The following is an 18,350-nucleotide window of genomic DNA, read 5'->3' on the forward strand; positions in this document are numbered from 1 at the left end:
TGGACTGCGCCTGGGAGGCAGCAGGCTGCTTGGTCCAGATCACGTCGGCGTGCACGGGAGCCGAACTAAACAGAACCGCCACTACAGCCAGTGCTATAGCGGTCGCACACCGACGCACCTCACGCACTGTGACCACTCCCCTTCGGACAATGTTGAACGCTCAGCGAATCGACCGCGCATGAGCTACAGCGCTGATTATGCTGCACGATCCCGAACGTGTCAGCGAGAGGTGCTCCACAACACTCTTGTTCGGCCTAACTCTTCCAAAGTTCCGAGCGCAGTCGAAGACGGCCAACATGTCATCTCTCTGCCATGCAGCGAGATGACACCTCAGGCCAGTGGACGCGCAGGCCGGCCCGGCGACACGATCAGTGCACCGACTGATCGCCACGTACGAGCGTGACACATCGGATGTGTTCACATCAACTTCCTCTGAACGACCGTCTTCGGTGTGAGAACCACCAAACAGCAGCAGCCGCTGGGCCCCGTCCCCCCGACCCGGTCGGCCTTTCAATGGAGTCGACATGACTGACCACTACCAGGGCTCCGCTTCCCGTCACCTCAGCAATGACCCTGAGGGTCGGCGTGCACGTGTCTTCCTGGCCGCGCCCCTGATGCGGCTCACCGGCCCCGCGGACAGCGTGGTGACGCTCGCCAGCCGGACGCGGCTGACGACGCTCCGCACCACCCTGCTCCGCAGCGGTGCCGCCGTGTACAGCGCGCACCACAGCGACGCCTGGACCGTCGCCGGTCGTGCCCCCGAGCCCCGGGTGCCCTCCGACTTCCGGGCGCTGCAGTCCGCGGACCTGGTCTTCGCCTACGTCGGAGCCCCGCTCTCGGCCGGGGTCAGCCTCGAACTCGGTTGGGCGTCGGCGCTGCGGAAGCCGATCGTCCTGCTCGTCGACGAGGCCATCACCCACAACCCGCTGATCGCCACCATCGAGCAGGTCGCCCCCGTCCTGCCGCTGGTCTTCGACGACACCTGGTCCCAGGAGGCCCTCCACCACACCGTGGAGACCGCACTCGACTGGGCCGGCATGGCGCTCTCCCTCCGCGAGGGCTTCTGGACCGCCCCCGGCGACCGCTTCAACGTCCCCCGGCAGCAGACCGCGGTCACCGGCTACTGGCCGACCGGCGCCGCCACCGGCTGAGCGGGGCTCACCCACCGGACTCCCCCGTCCGGGCTCCCCGCATCTGCCAGCCGAGTTGGAACAGCGTCTCGGCGTCGTACACCTCACGCAGCCGGGCGATGTGACCGGCCACGGTCCGCTCGCTCAGCCCCATCCGGCTGGCGATCGCCCGCTGCGTGAGCCCCCTGGCGAGCAGGCGCCCCACCTGCTCGTGGGCCACCGGCGTCGCGGCCGCCGCCAGCGACTCCCAGTCCACCACCTGCGCCTGACGCCACTGCTGCTCGAACACCCCGACCAGGTAGCCGACCACCGCCGGGTCCTCGACCACGGCGGCGACCGTGTGGTCGGCGGCGGCCGGGATCAGGGCCGCGGTGCGGTCGAAGATCAGGGTCTTGGTGAAGGGCCCCTCCAGCAGCCGGATCGGGGCCCCCGCCCGGGTCGAACGCAGCGCGTACTCGACCGTCCGTGGATCGGAACAGGCCGCCGGCTCGAAGACGGTGTGCATCACCCCGCCCGCTTCGAGGTAGCGGTGGGTGTGGTCGAGCGTGTCCCGCATGTGCCCGTGCGGGCGGGGCCCGCCCGGCTGGGCGGCGAGCACCTCGTGCGGGTGGTCCTTGAGCAGCTGGGAGATCAGGTGCCGGATCTCCACCATGCCGACCACCCGCCGCACCCCACCGACCGGCTCGGCCCGACGGGGCGTGGTGTCGTACGCCTGGGTCAGGTCCTCCAACAGGTCGGGGACCGCGGCGGCCCGGGCCAGCAGCCGGGCGCTCTCCTCCCGCAGCCCCGCACCGATCCGCTCACCGACGGCGCGCGGGTTCACCGCGCTGTAGGTGCTGTCGGCGCTCCGGAGGACGAGCAGGCCCAGACCGGCGAGCTGCCCGACGGCGCCCTCGTCCTCGGGACGGATGTCGGCGAGGCGGATCCGGCCGCCCTCGGCCAGGATCGCGCGGTAGAGCTCGCGGGCGGCGGCATCGGGCAGCTCGGGGTCAGCCATCGCGGGATCCCCTCATCTGCCAGCCGAGTTGGAACAGTGTCTCGGCGTCGTACAGCTCCCGGAGGCGGGCGATGTGCCCGGCGACGGTGCGCTCGCTGAGGCCCAGGCGGCCGGCGATGGCGCGCTGGGTCAGGCCCTGGACGAGTAGGCGGCCGACCTTCTCATGCATCGCGGAATCGGCGGAACCAGCGGCCAGGGCCGTCCAGTTGACGCCTTCGGAGAGCTGCCAGAAACGCTCGAAGACATCGGCCAGGAAGGCCACCGTGGCCGGGTCCTCGACGAAGGCGGCGGCGTTGTGGTCGGCCGAGGCCGGGATGACGGCCACCGTGCGGTCAAAGATCATCATCTTGGTGAGCGCGAACGCTGTGACCCGGATGTGGCAGCCGATGTCGGTCAGTCGGGCAGCCAGCTGAACGGTCGGGCCGTCGAGGCGGGCAGTGGACTCGTAGATGGTGCGCATGGATCCACCGGACGCCACGAAGCTGCCGGCGTGCGCGACGATGTCGTCGATCGCGTCCGCCGGACGCGCTCCACCGGGCTGGAGGGACAGTGCCTCGTGGCACAGTTCCTCCGAGAGCTGGATGATCCGATGCCGGATGTCGTCGGCGCCTTCGACGATCCGGGTGGTGCCGGTCTGGTCGTGGCGACGCGGGGCGGTGTCGTAGGCATCGGTCAAGTCGCCCAAGAGATATGGCAGTTGCTCAGCCCGCTGGAGCAGACGAGTGCCGGCGGCACGGAGGTCGGCACCGAGCCGGGCACTGACCGCGCGCGGGTTGACCGCACCGAGCGAGCCAGTGGTGATGTAGGGCTTCAACAGGCCGAGGTCCAGCAGGCTCTGGACGGTGTCGGCACGCTCCGCCGGAATGTCGGCGATGCGGATCCGGCCGCCCCCGGCCAGGATCGCGCGGTAGAGCTCGCGGGCGGCGGCGTCGGGCAGTTCGGGGTCAGCCACGGCGTTCTCCGCGGAGGTGCCAGCCGAGGTGGAAGAGGGTCCGGGCGCCGTAGCGGTCGCGCAGGCGGGAGATGTGGGCGGCGACGGTGCGTTCGCTGAGGCCGAGCCGGAGGGCGACGGCGCGTTGGGTGAGGCCGCGGGCGAGCAGCCGGCCGATCCGGACGGTGGTGGGGTGGGGTGTGTCGGGGTCGGGGTCGGCGGGGGTGGCGCGGGCCCAGTCCCGTTCGAAGTGGGCGACCAGGTAGCCGACGGTGGTGGGGTCGGTGACGACGGCGCCGCGGTCGGGGTCCTCGGCGGCGGGGATGACGGCGACGGCGCGGTCGAAGAGCAGGACCTGTTCGTACGGTTCGTCGAGGACCCGGAGGTGCGCGCCCTGCCGGCTGCGGAGGGCGAGTTGGAGCCGTGCGTCGGGGTCGTCGAGGGTGGCCGGCCGGTGCAGGGTGCGCAGGGCGCAGCCCCGCCGGAGCAGGGTGAGGTCCTGGCCGAGGGTCCTGCGGAGCACCTCGGCGGGGTGGGGGTCGGAGTGGGTGGCGAGGAGTTCCTCCCGGCAGCCGGCGAGGAGTTCGGAGACGCAGGGCGGGACGGCGGCGGCGTCCTCGGGCTCGGTGGCGGGACCGGACGGCCGGTGGAGTTCCTCGTAGGCGTGGGCGAGCGGCCGGAGGGCCCCGGGGAGCCGCTCGGCGTGCACCAGCAGGCGGGTGGCGCGGTGGCGCAGTTCGGCGCCGATGCGGTCGCCGAGGGCGCTCGGGTTGGCCGCGGTGTAGCCGGTGGGGGTGGGCGTGAGCAGACCGCGGGCGACGAGGGCGGCGACGGTGGGGCGGTCGTCGGGGGCGAGGTCCTCGGGGAGCAGGCGGCCGCCGCCGCGGACGGCCGCGAGGTAGAGGGCGCGCTCGGCCGGGCCGGGTTCATCGGTCATCGCGGGCACCTCGCATCAGCCAGCCGAGCTGGAAGAGGGTCTGGGCGCCGTAGCGGTCGCGCAGGCGGGAGATGTGGGCGGCGACGGTGCGTTCGCTGAGCCCCAGGCGGGTGGCGACGGCGCGTTGGGTGAGGCCGCGGGCGAGCAGCCGGCCGACCCGGTCGGGGACGGTGCGGGCGGGGCCCTGGCCGAGGGCGGCGGCGGCTTCGGCGGTGTCGGCGCGGGCCCAGTCGCGTTCGAAGCCGCCGATCAGGAAGGTGAGGGCGGCCGGGTCGCTGATGAACGCGGCGGTGCTGTTGTCGTCGTTGGCGGAGATGACGGCGACGCTGCGGTCGAAGACGATCAGCCGCTGGAAGGGTTCGTCGAGGACCCGGATCTGCGAGCCGTGCTGGGTGACCTGCTCGGCGTAGGCGATCGCGGCCGGCTCGGCGAGCGCGACCGGCTGGTAGATGGTGCGCAACGAGCAGCCGCGCTGGAGGAGTTGGACGTCCTGGGCGAGGGCGACCTGGAGGGTTTCGGCGGGGCGCTGGCCGGGTTGGGCGGTGAGCACCTCGGACCGGCAGTCGGAGACCAGTTGGGAGATCCGCTGGCGGATGTGGACGTGGCCCTCGACGTAGACCGCGCCGCCGGGGCGGCCGGACGGGCGGGGCATCGCGTCGTAGGCGCGGGTGAGCCCGTCGAGCGCGCCGGGGAGGTTCTCGGCGCGGACCAGCAACCGGGTGGCCTCGCTGCGGAGTTCGGCGCCGAGCCGGTCGCTGACGGAGCGCGGGCTGACCGCGGTGTAGCAGCGGTCCATCCGATTGACCAGGACCAGGCCGATGTCGAGGAGTTGCCGCAGGGCGGGCCGGTCGGCGTCGGTGGTGTCGGCGAACGGGATGCGGCCGCCCTCGGCGATGATCGCCAGGTAGAGCTGGCGGGCGGCATCGCCCGGTTCTTCGCCCTCCAGCGCCCCATGGTGCGGCGTGACCGCCGGTTCCGCCGCCACGTCGCTCTCTCCCTGCCGGACGCCTCTCCGCTGCCGTCTTCGCTACGGTCTTCCGACCGTGCGCGCGCCGTGCGGTGCGCGGGTACCGGTGACGGGCGTCTCACGGTACCGGTCGGACAGCGGACCCCCGGGTCCGGGTGCCGTCGCACCCTTGGCCCCGGGGGCCGCCATCGATACGCCATGCCCTGGCGCTTCCGTCGAGGCGGAGCAGCAACGCCTCGCCGGCTCCGTCCGGAGTCCATCACCACACATGGACCCCGGTCGGGGCTCTTCCCCCCCGTTCGACTGGCGCGGGATGTTGCACCCGTGGTCAGTTCCTGAAGAGCAAGTCGCCGCCGTCGGGCTGCGGTGCCCGGGCGGCTTGGCGTACCTCCACCCTCACAGCGTGACGGCCGGGGGACAAGGGCCGCCCGAGTGCAGGTTCGCGCAATTGCACTTATCTGCACGGCGGTGCGGCTGCGGGGCCGTGAGCGGCGGCCGGGATTCCGGTAAAGCCCGAGGCCAGCGGGGGGTGGGGGCGGTGGCGACCGGTTGGCTGTGCACCGTCACCCGGCGGGTGCGCACTCCTGCAACGCCGACGTGCTCGTGAGCGGGTGCACCGGCAGCGGGCGGGCGCCCCGGTTCAGCGCGCCAGCAGTCGGCCGCGGAGCAGCCCGGTGGCGGTGCCGCCCGCCGCCAGCACCCAGGCGGTGCAGAGCAGCAGGTAGAGCCCGACGGCCAGTCCGGTGAAGCCGCCGAAGCCGGTGTGCCGGGCGAGCGCGGCGGCGCCGGTGACGCAGGTGCCGACCGGGAAGGTGAACGCCCACCAGGTCATCGCGAACGGCATCCCGGCCCGCCGGGCGCGCAGGTTGGCGGTGAGCGCGACGGCCAGCCAGAGCATCGCGACGCCGATCACCGCGACGCCGTACAGCTCGGCCAGCGGCAGCAGGACGGGCGCCAGCGAGGGCAGCACCGGGCGGCTGGCGTCGGCGAGTTGGTGGATCGCGGTGACGGACTGGCCGAGCGGGCCGAGCACCAGGAACAGCGCGGGGGTGAGCACCAGGGTGGGCAGCTTGGTGTGGAACAGCCCGGTGAAGACCACCGGCAGCAGCACCAGGGTGGCCAGCAGGCCGACCCCGAACAGCGCCCAGCAGCCGTACAGCATCGCCTGCTGCGGCGTTCCGGCGGGCAGGTGCGGGATCAGGGCCGGGCCGCAGGCGGAGGCGACCAGCGGGGCGACCACGGGCAGCAGCCAGGTCGGGTTGGCCTCCAGGGCGGACACCGGGTGCCGGGTGATCATCAGGTACGGGATGCCGGCCGCGACGGTCAGCGCGTACAGCGTGCCGACGCCCCACAGCACGGCGTCCACGGCGACGGCGGGGCCGGTCCCGATCACCCGGGAGCCGAGCAGCAGGGTGCCGAGCCCGACCGAGAGCAGCGCCATCGGCGGGCAGCCGTAGAAGACGGCGGTGGCGGGGTTGTCCAGCAGCTGGGTGCGGGCCGCCTCGCGGTGCCGGGTGAGGTGCACCAGCCGGGCCCCGGCCAGCACCACCAGGGCGGTCGCGCCGAGCGCCCACATCAGCTCGCCGAAGCCGATCAGTCCGGGTACCCGCACCGGCAGGGCGGCGGCGCCGTTGGCCACGATCGCGGTGCCCATCACGGCGGCGTACCAGTTGGGGCCGAGCTGGGCGAGGTCGAGGCGGGAGCGGGCGCCGGTGGTGGCGGGGGCCGCGGGGCGGGTGCGCAAGGGGACATCGGCCGAGGTGGACATGGTTCCACCGTCGCCCGCCGACCCCGGTTCCGGTAGCGCCGCGGCTTCTATGAGGACATAGCCTGAACCTATGGCCCTCTCCTCGCACGTCCCCGAACTCGGCGCCCTGGAACTGCTGCTCGCGGTGGCCCGCCTGGGCAGCGTCGGCCGGGCGGCGGCCGAGCTGGGCGTCAGCCAGCCGACCGCGAGCGCCCGGATCAAGGGTATGGAGCGGCAGATCGGGGTCCCGCTGCTGGACCGCTCGCCCCGGGGCAGCCGGCCGACCGAGGCGGGCCGGCTGGTGGTCGAGTGGGCCCGGCAGGTGGTGGAGGCGGCGCAGGCCCTGGACGCCGGGATCGACGCGCTGCGCGGGCGGCGGGACGCCAAGCTGCGGGTGGTGGCCAGTCTGACCGTCGCCGAGTACCTGATGCCGGGCTGGCTGCTGGCGCTCGCCGAGGCCAGCCCGGGGACGGCGGTGACGCTGCGGACGGCGAACTCGGCGGAGGTCGCCGGGCACGTGCTGGCCGGGGACGCCGACCTCGGCTTCGTCGAGGGCCCGACCACCCCGCCCGGACTGGCCGGCGCGGTGGTGGCGGCGGACCGGCTGGTGGTCGTGGTCGCACCCGGCCACCGCTGGGCGCGCCGCCGCACCCCGCTGACCGGGCCGGAGCTGGCGGGCACCCCGCTGGTGCTGCGCGAGCCGGGCTCGGGCACCCGGGAGGTGCTGGAGATGGCCCTGACGCCGTACGGGGGCGCGACCCAGCCCCGGATGGAACTGGCCTCGTCGACGGCGCTGAAGGCGGCGGCGATGACCGGGGCGGGGCCGGTCTGCCTGAGCGAACTGGCGGTGGTGGAGGAGCTGGCCACCCGGCGGCTGGTCGAGGTGCCGCTGGCGGAGGAACTGGACCTGCGACGGCCGCTGCGCGCGGTGTGGCCGGCCGGGCAGCGGCCGGGCGGGCCGGCCCGGGAGCTGCTCGGGCTGACCCGGCAGACCGGGCGCGGCGCGCGCACCGGGCGGACCGGACGTACCGGGCGCAGCGGGCGCACCGGGCAGGGCTCCTCGGAAGGCCCCGGGAAGGACTCCGGAAGAGGCTCTGGAAGGGCCCCTGAAAGGGCTCCGGGAAAAAGTTGAGCGGAATACACTCAACTTAGTGCATGCTGTAGGTAGCAGCAGTGGAACACGACCAGGGAGGACCCCCCAGCAGTGGACGCGAGCAAGTTCACCACCAAGACGCAGGACGCCCTGTCCGCCGCGATCCGGCAGGCGGGCTCGGTCGGCAACCCGGACGTCAAGCCGGTGCACATCCTGATCGCCCTGCTGGAGCAGCCCGAGGGCATCGCCCGGCCCCTGCTGGAGGCGGTCGGGGCGAACACGGCCCGGATCGACGCCGAGGCCCGCCGCCAGCTGGCGGCACTGCCGAGCGCGATGGGTTCGACGGTCGCCGCCCCGCAGCTCGCCCGGGACACCATCGCCGTGCTCACCGAGGCCGGCAAGCGCGCCGACGACCTGGACGACCAGTACGTCTCGACCGAGCACCTGATGGTCGGCCTGGCCGCCGAGGGCGGGGCGGTCGCCGAGCTGCTGGTGCAGCAGGGCGCGACGCCCAAGGCCCTGCTCGCCGCCTTCAAGGACGTCCGGGGCAGCGGCAAGGTCACCTCGCCCGATCCCGAGGGCACCTACAAGGCCCTGGAGAAGTACGGCACCGACCTCACCCAGGCCGCCCGGGACGGCAAGCTCGACCCGGTGATCGGCCGGGACGTCGAGATCCGCCGGGTGGTCCAGGTGCTCTCCCGCCGGACGAAGAACAACCCGGTGCTGATCGGCGAGCCCGGCGTCGGCAAGACGGCCGTGGTCGAGGGCCTGGCCCAGCGCATCGTGGCCGGTGACGTGCCGGAGTCGCTGCGCGGCAAGCGACTGGTCGCGCTGGACCTCGGCGCGATGGTCGCGGGCGCCAAGTTCCGCGGCGAGTTCGAGGAGCGGCTGAAGGCCGTCCTGAACGACATCAAGGCCTCCGACGGCCAGGTCGTCACCTTCATCGACGAGTTGCACACCATGGTCGGCGCGGGCGCCGGCGGCGACTCCGCGATGGACGCCGGCAACATGCTCAAGCCGATGCTGGCCCGCGGCGAGCTGCGGATGGTCGGCGCCACCACGCTGGACGAGTACCGCGAGCGGATCGAGAAGGACCCGGCCCTGGAGCGCCGCTTCCAGCAGGTGCTGGTCGGCGAGCCCAGCGTGGAAGACTCGATCGCCATCCTGCGCGGCCTCAAGGGCCGGTACGAGGCGCACCACAAGGTGCAGATCTCGGACGCCGCCCTGGTCGCCGCGGCCACCCTGTCCAACCGCTACATCACCTCCCGCTTCCTGCCCGACAAGGCGATCGACCTGGTCGACGAGGCGGCCTCCCGGCTCCGGATGGAGATCGACTCCTCCCCGGTCGAGATCGACGAACTCCAGCGCTCCGTCGACCGGTTGCGGATGGAGGAGCTCGCCCTGGAGAAGGAGTCGGACCCGGCCTCGGTCGACCGGCTGGCCCGGCTGCGGCGCGATCTCGCCGACAAGAACGAGCAGTTGAGCGTTCTGACGGCGCGCTGGGAGCAGGAGAAGAAGAGCCTCAACCGGGTCGGCGAGCTCAAGGAGCGGCTGGACGACCTGCACGGAGCGCTCGAACGCGCCCAGCGCGACGGGGACTTCGAGCGGGCGTCCAAGCTGATGTACGCCGAGATCCCGGCCGCGGAGACGGAGCTCACCGAGGCCCAGGAGCGCGCCGCGGACCAGGACGCCTCAGCCTCGATGGTCAAGGAGGAGGTCGGCCCGGACGACGTGGCCGATGTGGTCGGCTCCTGGACGGGCATCCCGGCCGGCCGACTGCTGGAGGGCGAGAGCGCCAAACTCCTGCGCATGGAGGAGGAGTTGGGCCGCCGCCTGATCGGCCAGGCGGAGGCCGTGCAGGCCGTCTCGGACGCGGTGCGGCGGACCCGTTCGGGCATCGCCGACCCGGACCGCCCGACCGGCTCCTTCCTGTTCCTCGGCCCGACGGGCGTCGGCAAGACCGAACTCGCCAAGGCCCTGGCCGACTTCCTGTTCGACGACGAGCGGGCGATGGTCCGGATCGACATGAGCGAGTACGGCGAGAAGCACTCGGTCTCCCGGCTGGTCGGCGCCCCGCCCGGGTACGTCGGCTACGAGGAGGGCGGCCAGCTCACCGAGGCGGTCCGCCGCCGCCCGTACAGCGTGGTGCTGCTGGACGAGGTGGAGAAGGCCCACCCGGAGGTCTTCGACGTCCTGCTCCAGGTGCTGGACGACGGCCGGCTCACCGACGGCCAGGGCCGCACGGTGGACTTCCGCAACGCCATCCTGATCCTCACCTCCAACCTGGGCAGCCAGTTCCTGGTCGACCCGACCACCCCGGAGGACAAGAAGAAGCAGCTGGTGCTGGACACCGTCCGGGCCGCGTTCAAGCCGGAGTTCCTCAACCGGCTGGACGACATCGTGGTCTTCGAACCGCTGGGCACCACCGAGCTCAGCCGGATCGTCGACCTCCAGGTGGCCCGTCTGGGCGAGCGGCTGCGCGAGCGGCGGCTCACCCTGGAGGTCTCCGCGGCCGCCCGCGACTGGCTGGCGCTCACCGGGTACGACCCGGCGTACGGCGCCCGCCCGCTGCGCCGGCTGGTGCAGTCCGCGATCGGCGACCAGCTGGCCCGGGCGATCCTGTCCGGCCAGGTGCACGACGGGGACACCGTCCTGGTCGAGCGGGACGAGGAGAACGACCGGCTGACCGTCCGCGGCCGGGGCCCGCTGGAGAAGTGACGTAGCGGCGGCACTCCGGTCCGCCGGCCGGCCTGTTCGACGGGCCGCCCCTTCGCTTCGGCGCAGGGGCGGCCCGTCGCCGCGTCCGCACCCGGGCCTACTCCCCCGCCCCCCGCTGCCGCCGCGAGCGGTCCCGCCAGGCGCGCGCCAGCCGGTACAGCTCCGCCCCCTGCGACTCCGGCAGGTTCCAGGTCTGGGTGAGCAGCCGCAGGGTGGACACCCGCGGGCAGGACACCCCCCGCTCCAGGTCGCGGATTGACCGCACGCTCAGCCCCGACGCCTCCCCCAACTGCTCCTGCGTCATCCCCCGGTCCAGTCGGATGTTCCGCAGCAACGTCCCGAGCGGGCCGCCCTCCCCGGTCACCGTAGGTGCCATCCCTACTCCCCCCTTCGGTTCACAACACCTCAACTCGCCTCGAACGCAAGGACTTTGTGTCAGGCCAGTTCCGTCGCACGCTAACCGCATCCGGCTCGCACGGCAGCCGAACCCGGGCGCCGGGCGCGTGACTTGGCTCACGCGGGCGCCCGGTCTGCGGAAGGGCGGCCGGACCTGGTCACCGTGCGTGACGACGGGCCCCGGGTAGCCTCCGCACACCCCTCGCGCACCCCGCCACACACCCCTCCGCACACCCCTCCGGACGCCCCGCAACCGCCCCTCCGGGCGCCCCGGGACGAAGATCGACGCGCCCCCCGCCGCCCCTGTGAGCGGAGCCCCGAATGAGGCAGGATGGGAGGTGGAAAGGGCGGCCTCTCATTGCCGGCCACCACGTGCACTGAGGAAGAGGACCCCCATGAGCATCGACCCGTCGTCCATCCCGTCGTTCGGCGCGCCCCAGGGCGGCCAGCCCGGCGGCCAGGGCGGCCGGCCGGCCGGCCCTCCGCCGATCATCGTCCCGGACCAGGCCCTGGTGACCCAGCTGCTCGACCAGATGCAGCTCAAGCACGTCGTGGACGAGGAGGGCGACCTCACCGCCCCCTGGGAGGGCTTCCGCGTCTACTACATGTTCCGCGGCGAGCAGAAGGAGCTCTTCGCGGTGCGCGCGTTCTACGACCGCGCGTACCCGCTGGAGAAGAAGGGCGAGATCCTCGACCTGATCGACGAGTGGAACCGCGAGACCCTCTGGCCCAAGGTGTACACCCACACCCACGAGGACGGCGTGGTCCGCCTGATCGGCGAGGCCCAGATGATCGTCGGCACCGGCGTCAACCTGGACTACTTCGTCACCACCACCGCGAACTGGACCCAGGCCGCGGTCGGCTTCGAGCAGTGGATCGTCGAGCGCCTCGGCCTGCAGAACGAGATCGAGGGCGAGGACGGCGAGGGCGAGGACAAGGGCGGCGAGGAGGCCTGATCCAGGCCCCGGCCCCACACCCACCCCCGCGGCCCCGGCCGCCCGGCACCCGCCGGGCCGCCGGGGCCGCGGCGTCCCCCGGACCGCTCCCCCCGGCCGTCCTCGTCCCCGACCGTCCTTGTCCCCGACCGTCCTTCTCCCAGCCGTCCTTGTCCCCGGCCCCCGGCTGCCGCAGGATGGCCCTGACGACGAGCCGTGACCGTGAGGAGCCACCGATGGGTACCAGGCCGCTGCTGAACCGCCGACTGGCCGGGATGGGCACGACGATCTTCGCCGAGATGTCCGCCCTGGCCACCGCCACCGGCTCGATCAACCTCGGCCAGGGCTTCCCGGACACCGACGGCCCCGAGGAGGTCCGCGAGGCGGCCGTACGGGCCCTGCGCGAGGGCCACGGCAACCAGTACCCGCCCGGCCCCGGCATCCCCGAGCTGCGCACCGCCGTCGCCGACCACCAGCAGCGCTTCCACGGCCTGACGTACGACCCGGACACCGAGGTGCTGGTCACCGCCGGTGCCACCGAGGCCATCGCCGCCGCCCTGCTCGCCCTGCTGGAACCCGGCGACGAGGTGATCGCCCTCGAACCCTTCTACGACTCCTACGCCGCCTGCATCGCGATGGCCGGCGCCACCCGCCGCCCGCTCACCCTCCGGGCCCCGCACTTCCGCCCCGACCTGGACGAGCTGCGCGCCCTGATCACCCCGCGCACCCGGCTGCTGCTGATCAACACCCCGCACAACCCCACCGGCACCGTCCTCACCGCCGAGGAACTGGCCGGCATCGCCGCCCTCGCCGTCGAGCACGACCTGCTGGTGATCACCGACGAGGTCTACGAACACCTCGTCTTCGGCGTCACCCACCACCCGCTCGCCGCCCTCCCCGGCATGCGCGAGCGCACCGTCACCATCTCCTCGGCCGGCAAGACCTTCTCCTTCACCGGCTGGAAGGTCGGCTGGGTCACCGCCGCCCCCGCGCTGGTCGCCGCCGTCCGCACCGCCAAGCAGTACCTCACCTACGTCAGCGCCGGCCCCTTCCAGTACGCCGTCGCCGAGGCGCTGCGCCTCCCGGACAGCTACTTCGACACCTTCCGGGCCGATCTGCTGCGCAAGCGCGACCTGCTGCTCGACGGCCTCGGCACGGCCGGCTTCCGCGCCTTCACCCCCGAGGGCACCTACTTCATCACCACCGACATCACCCCGCTCGGCGAGAAGGACGGCATCGACTTCTGCCGCTCCCTCCCCGAACGCTGCGGCGTCGTCGCCATCCCCAACGCCGTCTTCTACGACGACCCCGACGCGGGCCGCAGCCTGGTCCGCTTCACCTTCTGCAAGAAGGACGAAGTCCTCCAGGAGGCCGTCGACCGTCTCCAGCGGCTCTGACGAGGAGCATCGGCGCACCGTCGGCACTGTTCTCAACTCGCGCTCCGACAGCTGAAGTTCACGCCAGCTCAGCCCGGACCGCCCGTCGGCGATCGACGACGGGCGGTCCGGGCCCTGCGGCGCGGGCGGGTGCGGGCACCCGCCGCGGCCGTGGTCGCACCCGCCCCTCAGGACCCCCGCCGCGCCCCCGCCCCACCGGTCACGGCCGTCCCGTAGCCCCCAGCGGGGCGGTTTGTGCAACAGGAGTACCGCCGTCCGGGGGTGCGTTGTGTGATTGCGGCGCGCGCAGTTGTTTCGCGCGCCCCCTTGGGCGGGACCAATTCTGGCCCGGTACGGCCGGTGATTCGCCCTCAACTCCCCTGGATGGCATGCTCTTTTGCTGCCCATGAGGCAATTCCGGCGACCTGTCCGGCACGCTCGGACGGCCGCCGTGGCCGGTGCGCAGAGGGCAGCGGCGCGTGATGCGCGCAAAGAGCGCACTACCGGCGCACACGGCGCACAGGCCGGTTGCAGGGGCGCGCGCTGTGCAAAGTCGCACACCGGGTCGATCAGAGCTGGGAAGCAGGTGTGCTCGAAACGGTGAATGCTTGACAAAGTTGGGTAAATCACCGACGGACCCGGCGTATTCGTGCTTCTCTGCTGCTGAATCTCCAGCCGGAATCCTTCCTTCCACGGTCGGCCGCGCCCAGGGCCGCACAGCCACGAACAGCCTCGCCATCGCCTAGGCCTAGTCGCTGCTGCTCGGCGGGCGCGCACGGAGCTGAAACGCGGAGCCGAGCATGCTCACCACACTGCAGACCTCCTACACGGACACCCGCGCCGGTGACCTGGCCTGGTGCCTCGGCGGCGAACCGCTGCCCGCTCTCGCCGTCCGCGACCTCAGACTCGACGGCGGCCGCCCCGACGCCTCCGGCACCCTCCAGCTGCGGCTGCTGGGCGCCTCGCACCAGGTGGTGATCTCGGCCGGTCCCGGCGAGTGCCTGGAGACCGTCGCCTGTCTGCCCGGCCGCCGCACCCCGCTGCCGGCCCGGGTGGCCAAGCAGGTCGGCGGCTGGGAGTACGAGTTCGCCGCCCGGATCGAGGCGCTGCCCCCGCACGTCTTCGCGGCCCGCGCCCAGGAGCTGCTGGCACTGGTCGACGGGCACCCGCGCGGCCTCGCCGGGATCTTCCCGGGCGATCCGAGCGCGTTCACCGCGCTGGTCACCCAGGGCGGCACCGACCGGCTGCTCTGGCGGACCTGGCACGCCTACCCGCAGGAGGGCCAGCTGGTCTGCACCCGCTCCTCGCTGGTGGTGTCGGGGGCGTGACGGCCGACGACCCGGGCGGCCGGGGCCCGGGCGCCCAAGAGCCGGACGGCAGCGCCGATCCGGTCATACGACACCCAGCACAAGCCTACGAATCGTACGCAGGAACGATTCGTCAATCCGGCGGTTCCCGCTGTCCGTCGGATGGGCGCAGCCATCCGTCCCGCACGTCCCCTAGCGTTTGTTCGTGATCAACCATCCGGCCGGTCCGCCCGCACGCCCGCGAGTGGACCTCGACGACGGCACCCCACCCCGGCCCGGGCGAAGCCTGATCCCCCTGCCCGCCCGCCGTCGCTCCCGGTTGCGCGACCGCCCCCGACTCGCCCGACTGACCGTGCTGCTGGCCGCCTTCGTCTGCGCGGCCTGCGGACTCGTCTACGAACTCGAACTCGTGGCGCTCGGCGACTACCTGATCGGCGACACCGTCACCCAGACCTCGGTCGTGCTCTCCGTCATGGTGTTCGCGATGGGCCTCGGCTCGCTGCTCGCCAAACGCCTCACCCGCCGGCCGGCGACCGCCTTCGCCCTGGTCGAGTGCGCCCTCGCGCTCACCGGCGGGCTCTCCGTCCTCGCCCTGTACTCCTGCTGGGCCTGGATCGGCCGCTACCAGGCCGCGATGGTCGGCCTCACCTGCCTGATCGGCATCCTGATCGGCGCCGAGATCCCCCTGCTGATGACCCTCATCCAACGGATCCGGCGCGAGGACGCCGGACGCGCGGTCGCCGACCTGTTCGCCGCCGACTACGTGGGCGCGCTGATCGGCGGCCTCGCCTTCCCGTTCCTGATCCTCCCCCTGCTCGGCCCCGGCGACGGCGCGCTGCTCACCGGGGCGGTCAACGCCGTCGCCGGGGCCGCCGTCGTGCTCTGGCTCTTCCGCGAGGAACCCGCCGCCCGGATACGACGGCTGCTCTGGGCCGGCTGCACGCTCGTCCTCGCCGTGCTGGCGGCCGCCGCCCTCGGCTCCGACTCCATCGAACGCGCCGCCCGGCACGCCCTCTACGGCGACCAGGTCCGCTACGCCACCCGCAGCCGGTACCAGGAGATCGTGCTCACCGGCCCCGCCGAGGGCCCGCTGCGGCTCTACCTCGACGGACGGCTCGCGGTCTGCGGGCCGGACGAGTACCGGGGCGACGAGGCCCTGGTCCACCCCGCGCTGGCCGCCGGGCCGGACGCCCGGGTGCTGCTGCTCGGCGGCGGCGACGGCCTCGCCCTGCGGGAGGTGCTGCGGCACCGGGGCGTCCGCTCCGTCCGGGTGGTCGACGCCGACCCGGCCCTCCCCCGGCTCGCCCGCACCGACCCCGGGCTCGCCGCCCTCGGCGAGCACTCCCTGGACGACCCCCGGGTCCGCACCACCACGGCCGACCCGATGGCCTGGCTGCGCGTCGCCCCCGACGAGGAGTACGACGTGGTGCTCGCCGCCCTGCCGGCGCCCTCGGACGGCGGACCGGTCAAGTTCCACTCCCAGGAGTTCTACGGCCTCGCCGCCCGGCTGCTGGCCCCCGGCGGCCGGATCGCCGTCCGGGCCGGCGGGGAGAGCGGGGACGACGGCGGGCGGGCCGGCGGGGACGGGGACGGCCTCTGGCGGATCGAGTCGGGGCTGCGCGCGGTCGGGCTGCAGACCACCCCGTACGCGGTCGGGGGCGGCGACACCACCACCTGCCGCCCCGGCCGGTCGGACACCGCCCAGGACTTCCTGCTCGCCGCCGCCACCCCGCCCCCGCTCACCCTCGCCCCCGACGCCCCGCCCCCGCGCGCCCTCACCCCCGACGCCCTCCGCGGCTCGGCCGCCCGCCTCACCGCCCGCCGCCCCCTGCGGCCCCCGGCCCCGCTCACCCTCCTGGGGCCCCGCTGACGGCCGGGACGGGCAGCGGAGCGGAGCAGCCGCCGAGGGAGGCGGGGCGAAGTCGGGCGGTGGTGGGTAGGGACCCGGCCGGGCCCAGTCGGTAGGCTCCGTGGCATGGAGCATGAGGTTGTCGTCCCGATGTCCGCAGCGCTGGTGCGGCAGGCCTTGCAGGATCCGGCGCTGCTGGCGCGGAGCGTGCCCGGGCTGAGCACCGAGCCGGCGGCGGTCGGGGCCGGGCCGGCCGAGGAGATCGGCGGGCGGCTGAAGGTGCGGATCGGCGGCTCCACGATCACCTACAAGGGCGTGCTGTCACTGATCGAGGGCCGCGGCGGGGTGCTGACGGTGCTCGCCGAGGGGCAGGAGGCCCGGGGCGACGGTGAGGCGACCGCCACCGTTCGGGTCAGCGTCGCGGAGGGCGCCGAGGACGGCACCGCGACGGTCCGCTTCACCGGCGACCTGAGCGCCACCGGCCGGCTGACCGAGTTCGATGCCGAGACCCTCGACGCCACCGGGCGCCGGCTGCTGGAGCGCTTCGCCACCGCGCTGACCTCCCCGGACGCCCCCGCGGAGGGCGACGAGGAGAACGCGGACGGGATCGACACCGACACCGATGCCGGGAACGCGGACGAGACCGAGACCGAGACCGACGCCGAGAACGCCGCCGACGCCGAGAACGCCGCCGAGACCGACGCCGGGAGCACGGACGAGGACGGACCCGGCGCCGAGGTCGTCTTCATCGAGGACCGCCAGGACCAGCCCGGCGACGACCTCGACGACGACCTCTCCGACCTGATCGCCTTCTCCGACGCCGACGCCGAGCGGTTCGGCCTCCCCACCGGCTCCGCCGCCGACGACGCCGACTCCACCGACGACACGGATGACGACGACGTCGACGACCACGACGTCGCCGACCCCCGGGAGGGCGTCGCCGAGGAGCTCCCGGTCGAGCCGCTGTTCGCCTACGAGGACGAGCCGGAGCTCAGCGGCCCGGTCCGCCGCAGCATCGTCGGCCGCTCGGCCGAGGAGGTGGACCACGCCCCGCCGCGCGGCCGGTACGCGCCGGCGCTGCCGGCCCGCAGCGCCCGGGCCCGGGCGGCGTCCCGCTGGGGTGGCGAGGCCGGCGGCATCGTGGTGCCGGGTACCGGCGGCCGCAGCGCGGTGCCGTGGGTGATCGGCGGCTCGGTGGCCCTGCTCGGCGGCGCCGTGGTCCTGGTCAGGGCACTGCGCCGACGCTAGGCCCTGTCCGGCCGACAGGACCTGGTCGCGAGCGCCGGGTGGGCGTGCAGGCCCTAGACTGAACGCTCATGAGCAACGACCGCGACGCCCTGCTGGCACAGATCAAGGACAAGGCCGTCGTGCACGGCAAGGTCACCCTCTCCTCCGGCAAGGAGGCCGACTACTACGTCGACCTGCGCCGGATCACGCTGGACGGCGAGGCCGCCCCGCTGGTCGGCCGGGTGATGCTGGACGCGACCTCCCACCTGGACTACGACGCCGTCGGCGGCCTGACCCTGGGCGCCGACCCGGTGGCGGCCTCGATGCTGCACGCCGCCGCCGCGCGCGGGCAGAAGCTGGACGCCTTCGTGGTCCGCAAGACGGGCAAGGCGCACGGCCTGCAGCGCCGGATCGAGGGCCCCGAGGTGAAGGGCCGCCGGGTGCTGGCGGTCGAGGACACCTCCACCACCGGCGGCTCGGTGCTGACCGCCGTCGAGGCGCTGCGCGAGGCGGGCGCCGAGGTGGTCGGCGTCGCGGTGATCGTCGAGCGCGGTGGCGCGGGCGCCGTCGAGGCGCAGGGCCTGGAGTACGTGACCGCGTACGACCTGGCCGACCTGGGCCTCTGACCGGTACGGACACCCCGAGCAGCACGAAGGGCCGGGTCCTGTTTCACGTGAAACAGGACCCGGCCCATAGGCGGAAGCGCCGTGGACGAATGGGTGGGCGCGGACCGAAGCCGC

15 protein-coding genes are annotated in these 18,350 nt (G+C 73.6%); 9 read left to right on the forward strand and 6 right to left on the reverse strand.

What is annotated here, in order from left to right; genetic code table 11:
- Positions 1-524: 524 nt before the first annotated feature.
- Positions 525-1,151 carry a hypothetical protein gene (locus ABTZ03_RS22300; protein ID WP_350514790.1) on the forward strand — a complete coding sequence of 209 codons (627 nt, stop codon included), beginning with the start codon at positions 525-527 and terminating at the stop codon, positions 1,149-1,151.
- Positions 1,152-1,158: 7 nt separating this feature from the next.
- On the opposite strand, the gene ABTZ03_RS22305 is transcribed toward ABTZ03_RS22300, so the two are convergent.
- From ABTZ03_RS22305 to ABTZ03_RS22325, 5 genes are all read right to left on the reverse strand, one after another.
- Positions 1,159-2,127, reverse strand: a complete 969-nt coding sequence (locus tag ABTZ03_RS22305) for a LuxR family transcriptional regulator (protein WP_350514791.1) — start codon at positions 2,125-2,127, stop codon at positions 1,159-1,161.
- Positions 2,120-3,079, reverse strand: a complete 960-nt coding sequence (locus ABTZ03_RS22310) for a LuxR C-terminal-related transcriptional regulator (RefSeq protein WP_350514792.1) — start codon at positions 3,077-3,079, stop codon at positions 2,120-2,122. The genes ABTZ03_RS22305 and ABTZ03_RS22310 overlap by 8 nt, the downstream gene beginning before the upstream one ends.
- A complete protein-coding gene (locus ABTZ03_RS22315) occupies positions 3,072-3,995 on the reverse strand; it encodes a helix-turn-helix transcriptional regulator (RefSeq protein WP_350514793.1) in 924 nt (307 codons plus the stop codon). The genes ABTZ03_RS22310 and ABTZ03_RS22315 overlap by 8 nt, the downstream gene beginning before the upstream one ends.
- Positions 3,985-4,980 (reverse strand): LuxR C-terminal-related transcriptional regulator, encoded by a 996-nt coding sequence (locus ABTZ03_RS22320; protein WP_350514794.1) that lies wholly within the window; start codon positions 4,978-4,980, stop codon positions 3,985-3,987. The genes ABTZ03_RS22315 and ABTZ03_RS22320 overlap by 11 nt, the downstream gene beginning before the upstream one ends.
- 622 nt (positions 4,981-5,602) lie before the next feature.
- Complete coding sequence (locus ABTZ03_RS22325) at positions 5,603-6,730, reverse strand: TDT family transporter (protein WP_350514795.1); 1,128 nt, start codon at positions 6,728-6,730, stop codon at positions 5,603-5,605.
- A 70-nt stretch (positions 6,731-6,800) separates the two neighbouring features.
- Here ABTZ03_RS22325 and ABTZ03_RS22330 point away from each other — a divergent pair, with 70 nt between their 5' ends.
- Together ABTZ03_RS22330 and clpB are read left to right on the forward strand one after the other, a co-directional pair.
- Complete coding sequence (locus ABTZ03_RS22330) at positions 6,801-7,841, forward strand: LysR family transcriptional regulator (RefSeq protein WP_350514796.1); 1,041 nt, start codon at positions 6,801-6,803, stop codon at positions 7,839-7,841.
- Between the two features lie 72 nt (positions 7,842-7,913).
- Positions 7,914-10,520 (forward strand): ATP-dependent chaperone ClpB, encoded by a 2,607-nt coding sequence (clpB, locus tag ABTZ03_RS22335; protein WP_350514797.1) that lies wholly within the window; start codon positions 7,914-7,916, stop codon positions 10,518-10,520.
- Between the two features lie 97 nt (positions 10,521-10,617).
- Here clpB and ABTZ03_RS22340 read toward each other — a convergent pair whose 3' ends face one another.
- Complete coding sequence (locus ABTZ03_RS22340; RefSeq protein WP_350514798.1) at positions 10,618-10,896, reverse strand: helix-turn-helix domain-containing protein; 279 nt, start codon at positions 10,894-10,896, stop codon at positions 10,618-10,620.
- A 415-nt stretch (positions 10,897-11,311) separates the two neighbouring features.
- Between ABTZ03_RS22340 and ABTZ03_RS22345 the strand changes: the two genes are divergently transcribed.
- From ABTZ03_RS22345 to pyrE, 6 genes are all read left to right on the forward strand, one after another.
- The gene (locus tag ABTZ03_RS22345; protein WP_350514799.1) at positions 11,312-11,872 is read left to right on the forward strand and encodes a type III secretion system chaperone family protein; all 561 of its coding nucleotides are present in this window, start codon (positions 11,312-11,314) and stop codon (positions 11,870-11,872) included.
- Positions 11,873-12,087: 215 nt separating this feature from the next.
- Positions 12,088-13,248 (forward strand): pyridoxal phosphate-dependent aminotransferase, encoded by a 1,161-nt coding sequence (locus ABTZ03_RS22350; RefSeq protein ID WP_350514800.1) that lies wholly within the window; start codon positions 12,088-12,090, stop codon positions 13,246-13,248.
- Positions 13,249-14,027: 779 nt separating this feature from the next.
- The gene (locus ABTZ03_RS22355; protein WP_350514801.1) at positions 14,028-14,555 is read left to right on the forward strand and encodes a DUF2617 family protein; all 528 of its coding nucleotides are present in this window, start codon (positions 14,028-14,030) and stop codon (positions 14,553-14,555) included.
- A gap of 184 nt (positions 14,556-14,739) precedes the next feature.
- Positions 14,740-16,404, forward strand: coding sequence for a polyamine aminopropyltransferase (locus ABTZ03_RS22360; RefSeq protein ID WP_502894550.1), 1,665 nt, complete (start codon positions 14,740-14,742; stop codon positions 16,402-16,404).
- Between the two features lie 105 nt (positions 16,405-16,509).
- Entirely contained in the window at positions 16,510-17,631 is a 1,122-nt protein-coding gene (locus tag ABTZ03_RS22365) for an SRPBCC family protein (RefSeq protein WP_350514802.1), read from the forward strand.
- A 68-nt stretch (positions 17,632-17,699) separates the two neighbouring features.
- Entirely contained in the window at positions 17,700-18,236 is a 537-nt protein-coding gene (gene pyrE, locus ABTZ03_RS22370) for an orotate phosphoribosyltransferase (protein WP_350514803.1), read from the forward strand.
- Positions 18,237-18,350 lie beyond the last annotated feature (114 nt).

It is taken from the genome of Kitasatospora sp. NPDC096077 (assembly GCF_040303245.1).
Classification (GTDB): domain Bacteria; phylum Actinomycetota; class Actinomycetes; order Streptomycetales; family Streptomycetaceae; genus Kitasatospora.

Bases quoted from the DNA above. Each gene is read 5' to 3' on its own strand.
- ABTZ03_RS22300 (WP_350514790.1), top strand. From the start codon at position 525: ATGACTGACCACTACCAGGGCTCCGCTTCCCGTCACCTCAGCAATGAC.
- ABTZ03_RS22305 (WP_350514791.1), bottom strand. From the start codon at position 2,127: ATGGCTGACCCCGAGCTGCCCGATGCCGCCGCCCGCGAGCTCTACCGC.
- ABTZ03_RS22315 (WP_350514793.1), bottom strand. From the start codon at position 3,995: ATGACCGATGAACCCGGCCCGGCCGAGCGCGCCCTCTACCTCGCGGCC.
- ABTZ03_RS22325 (WP_350514795.1), bottom strand. From the start codon at position 6,730: ATGTCCACCTCGGCCGATGTCCCCTTGCGCACCCGCCCCGCGGCCCCC.
- ABTZ03_RS22330 (WP_350514796.1), top strand. From the start codon at position 6,801: ATGGCCCTCTCCTCGCACGTCCCCGAACTCGGCGCCCTGGAACTGCTG.
- ABTZ03_RS22340 (WP_350514798.1), bottom strand. From the start codon at position 10,896: ATGGCACCTACGGTGACCGGGGAGGGCGGCCCGCTCGGGACGTTGCTG.
- ABTZ03_RS22345 (WP_350514799.1), top strand. From the start codon at position 11,312: ATGAGCATCGACCCGTCGTCCATCCCGTCGTTCGGCGCGCCCCAGGGC.
- ABTZ03_RS22350 (WP_350514800.1), top strand. From the start codon at position 12,088: ATGGGTACCAGGCCGCTGCTGAACCGCCGACTGGCCGGGATGGGCACG.
- ABTZ03_RS22355 (WP_350514801.1), top strand. From the start codon at position 14,028: ATGCTCACCACACTGCAGACCTCCTACACGGACACCCGCGCCGGTGAC.
- ABTZ03_RS22365 (WP_350514802.1), top strand. From the start codon at position 16,510: ATGGAGCATGAGGTTGTCGTCCCGATGTCCGCAGCGCTGGTGCGGCAG.
- pyrE (WP_350514803.1), top strand. From the start codon at position 17,700: ATGAGCAACGACCGCGACGCCCTGCTGGCACAGATCAAGGACAAGGCC.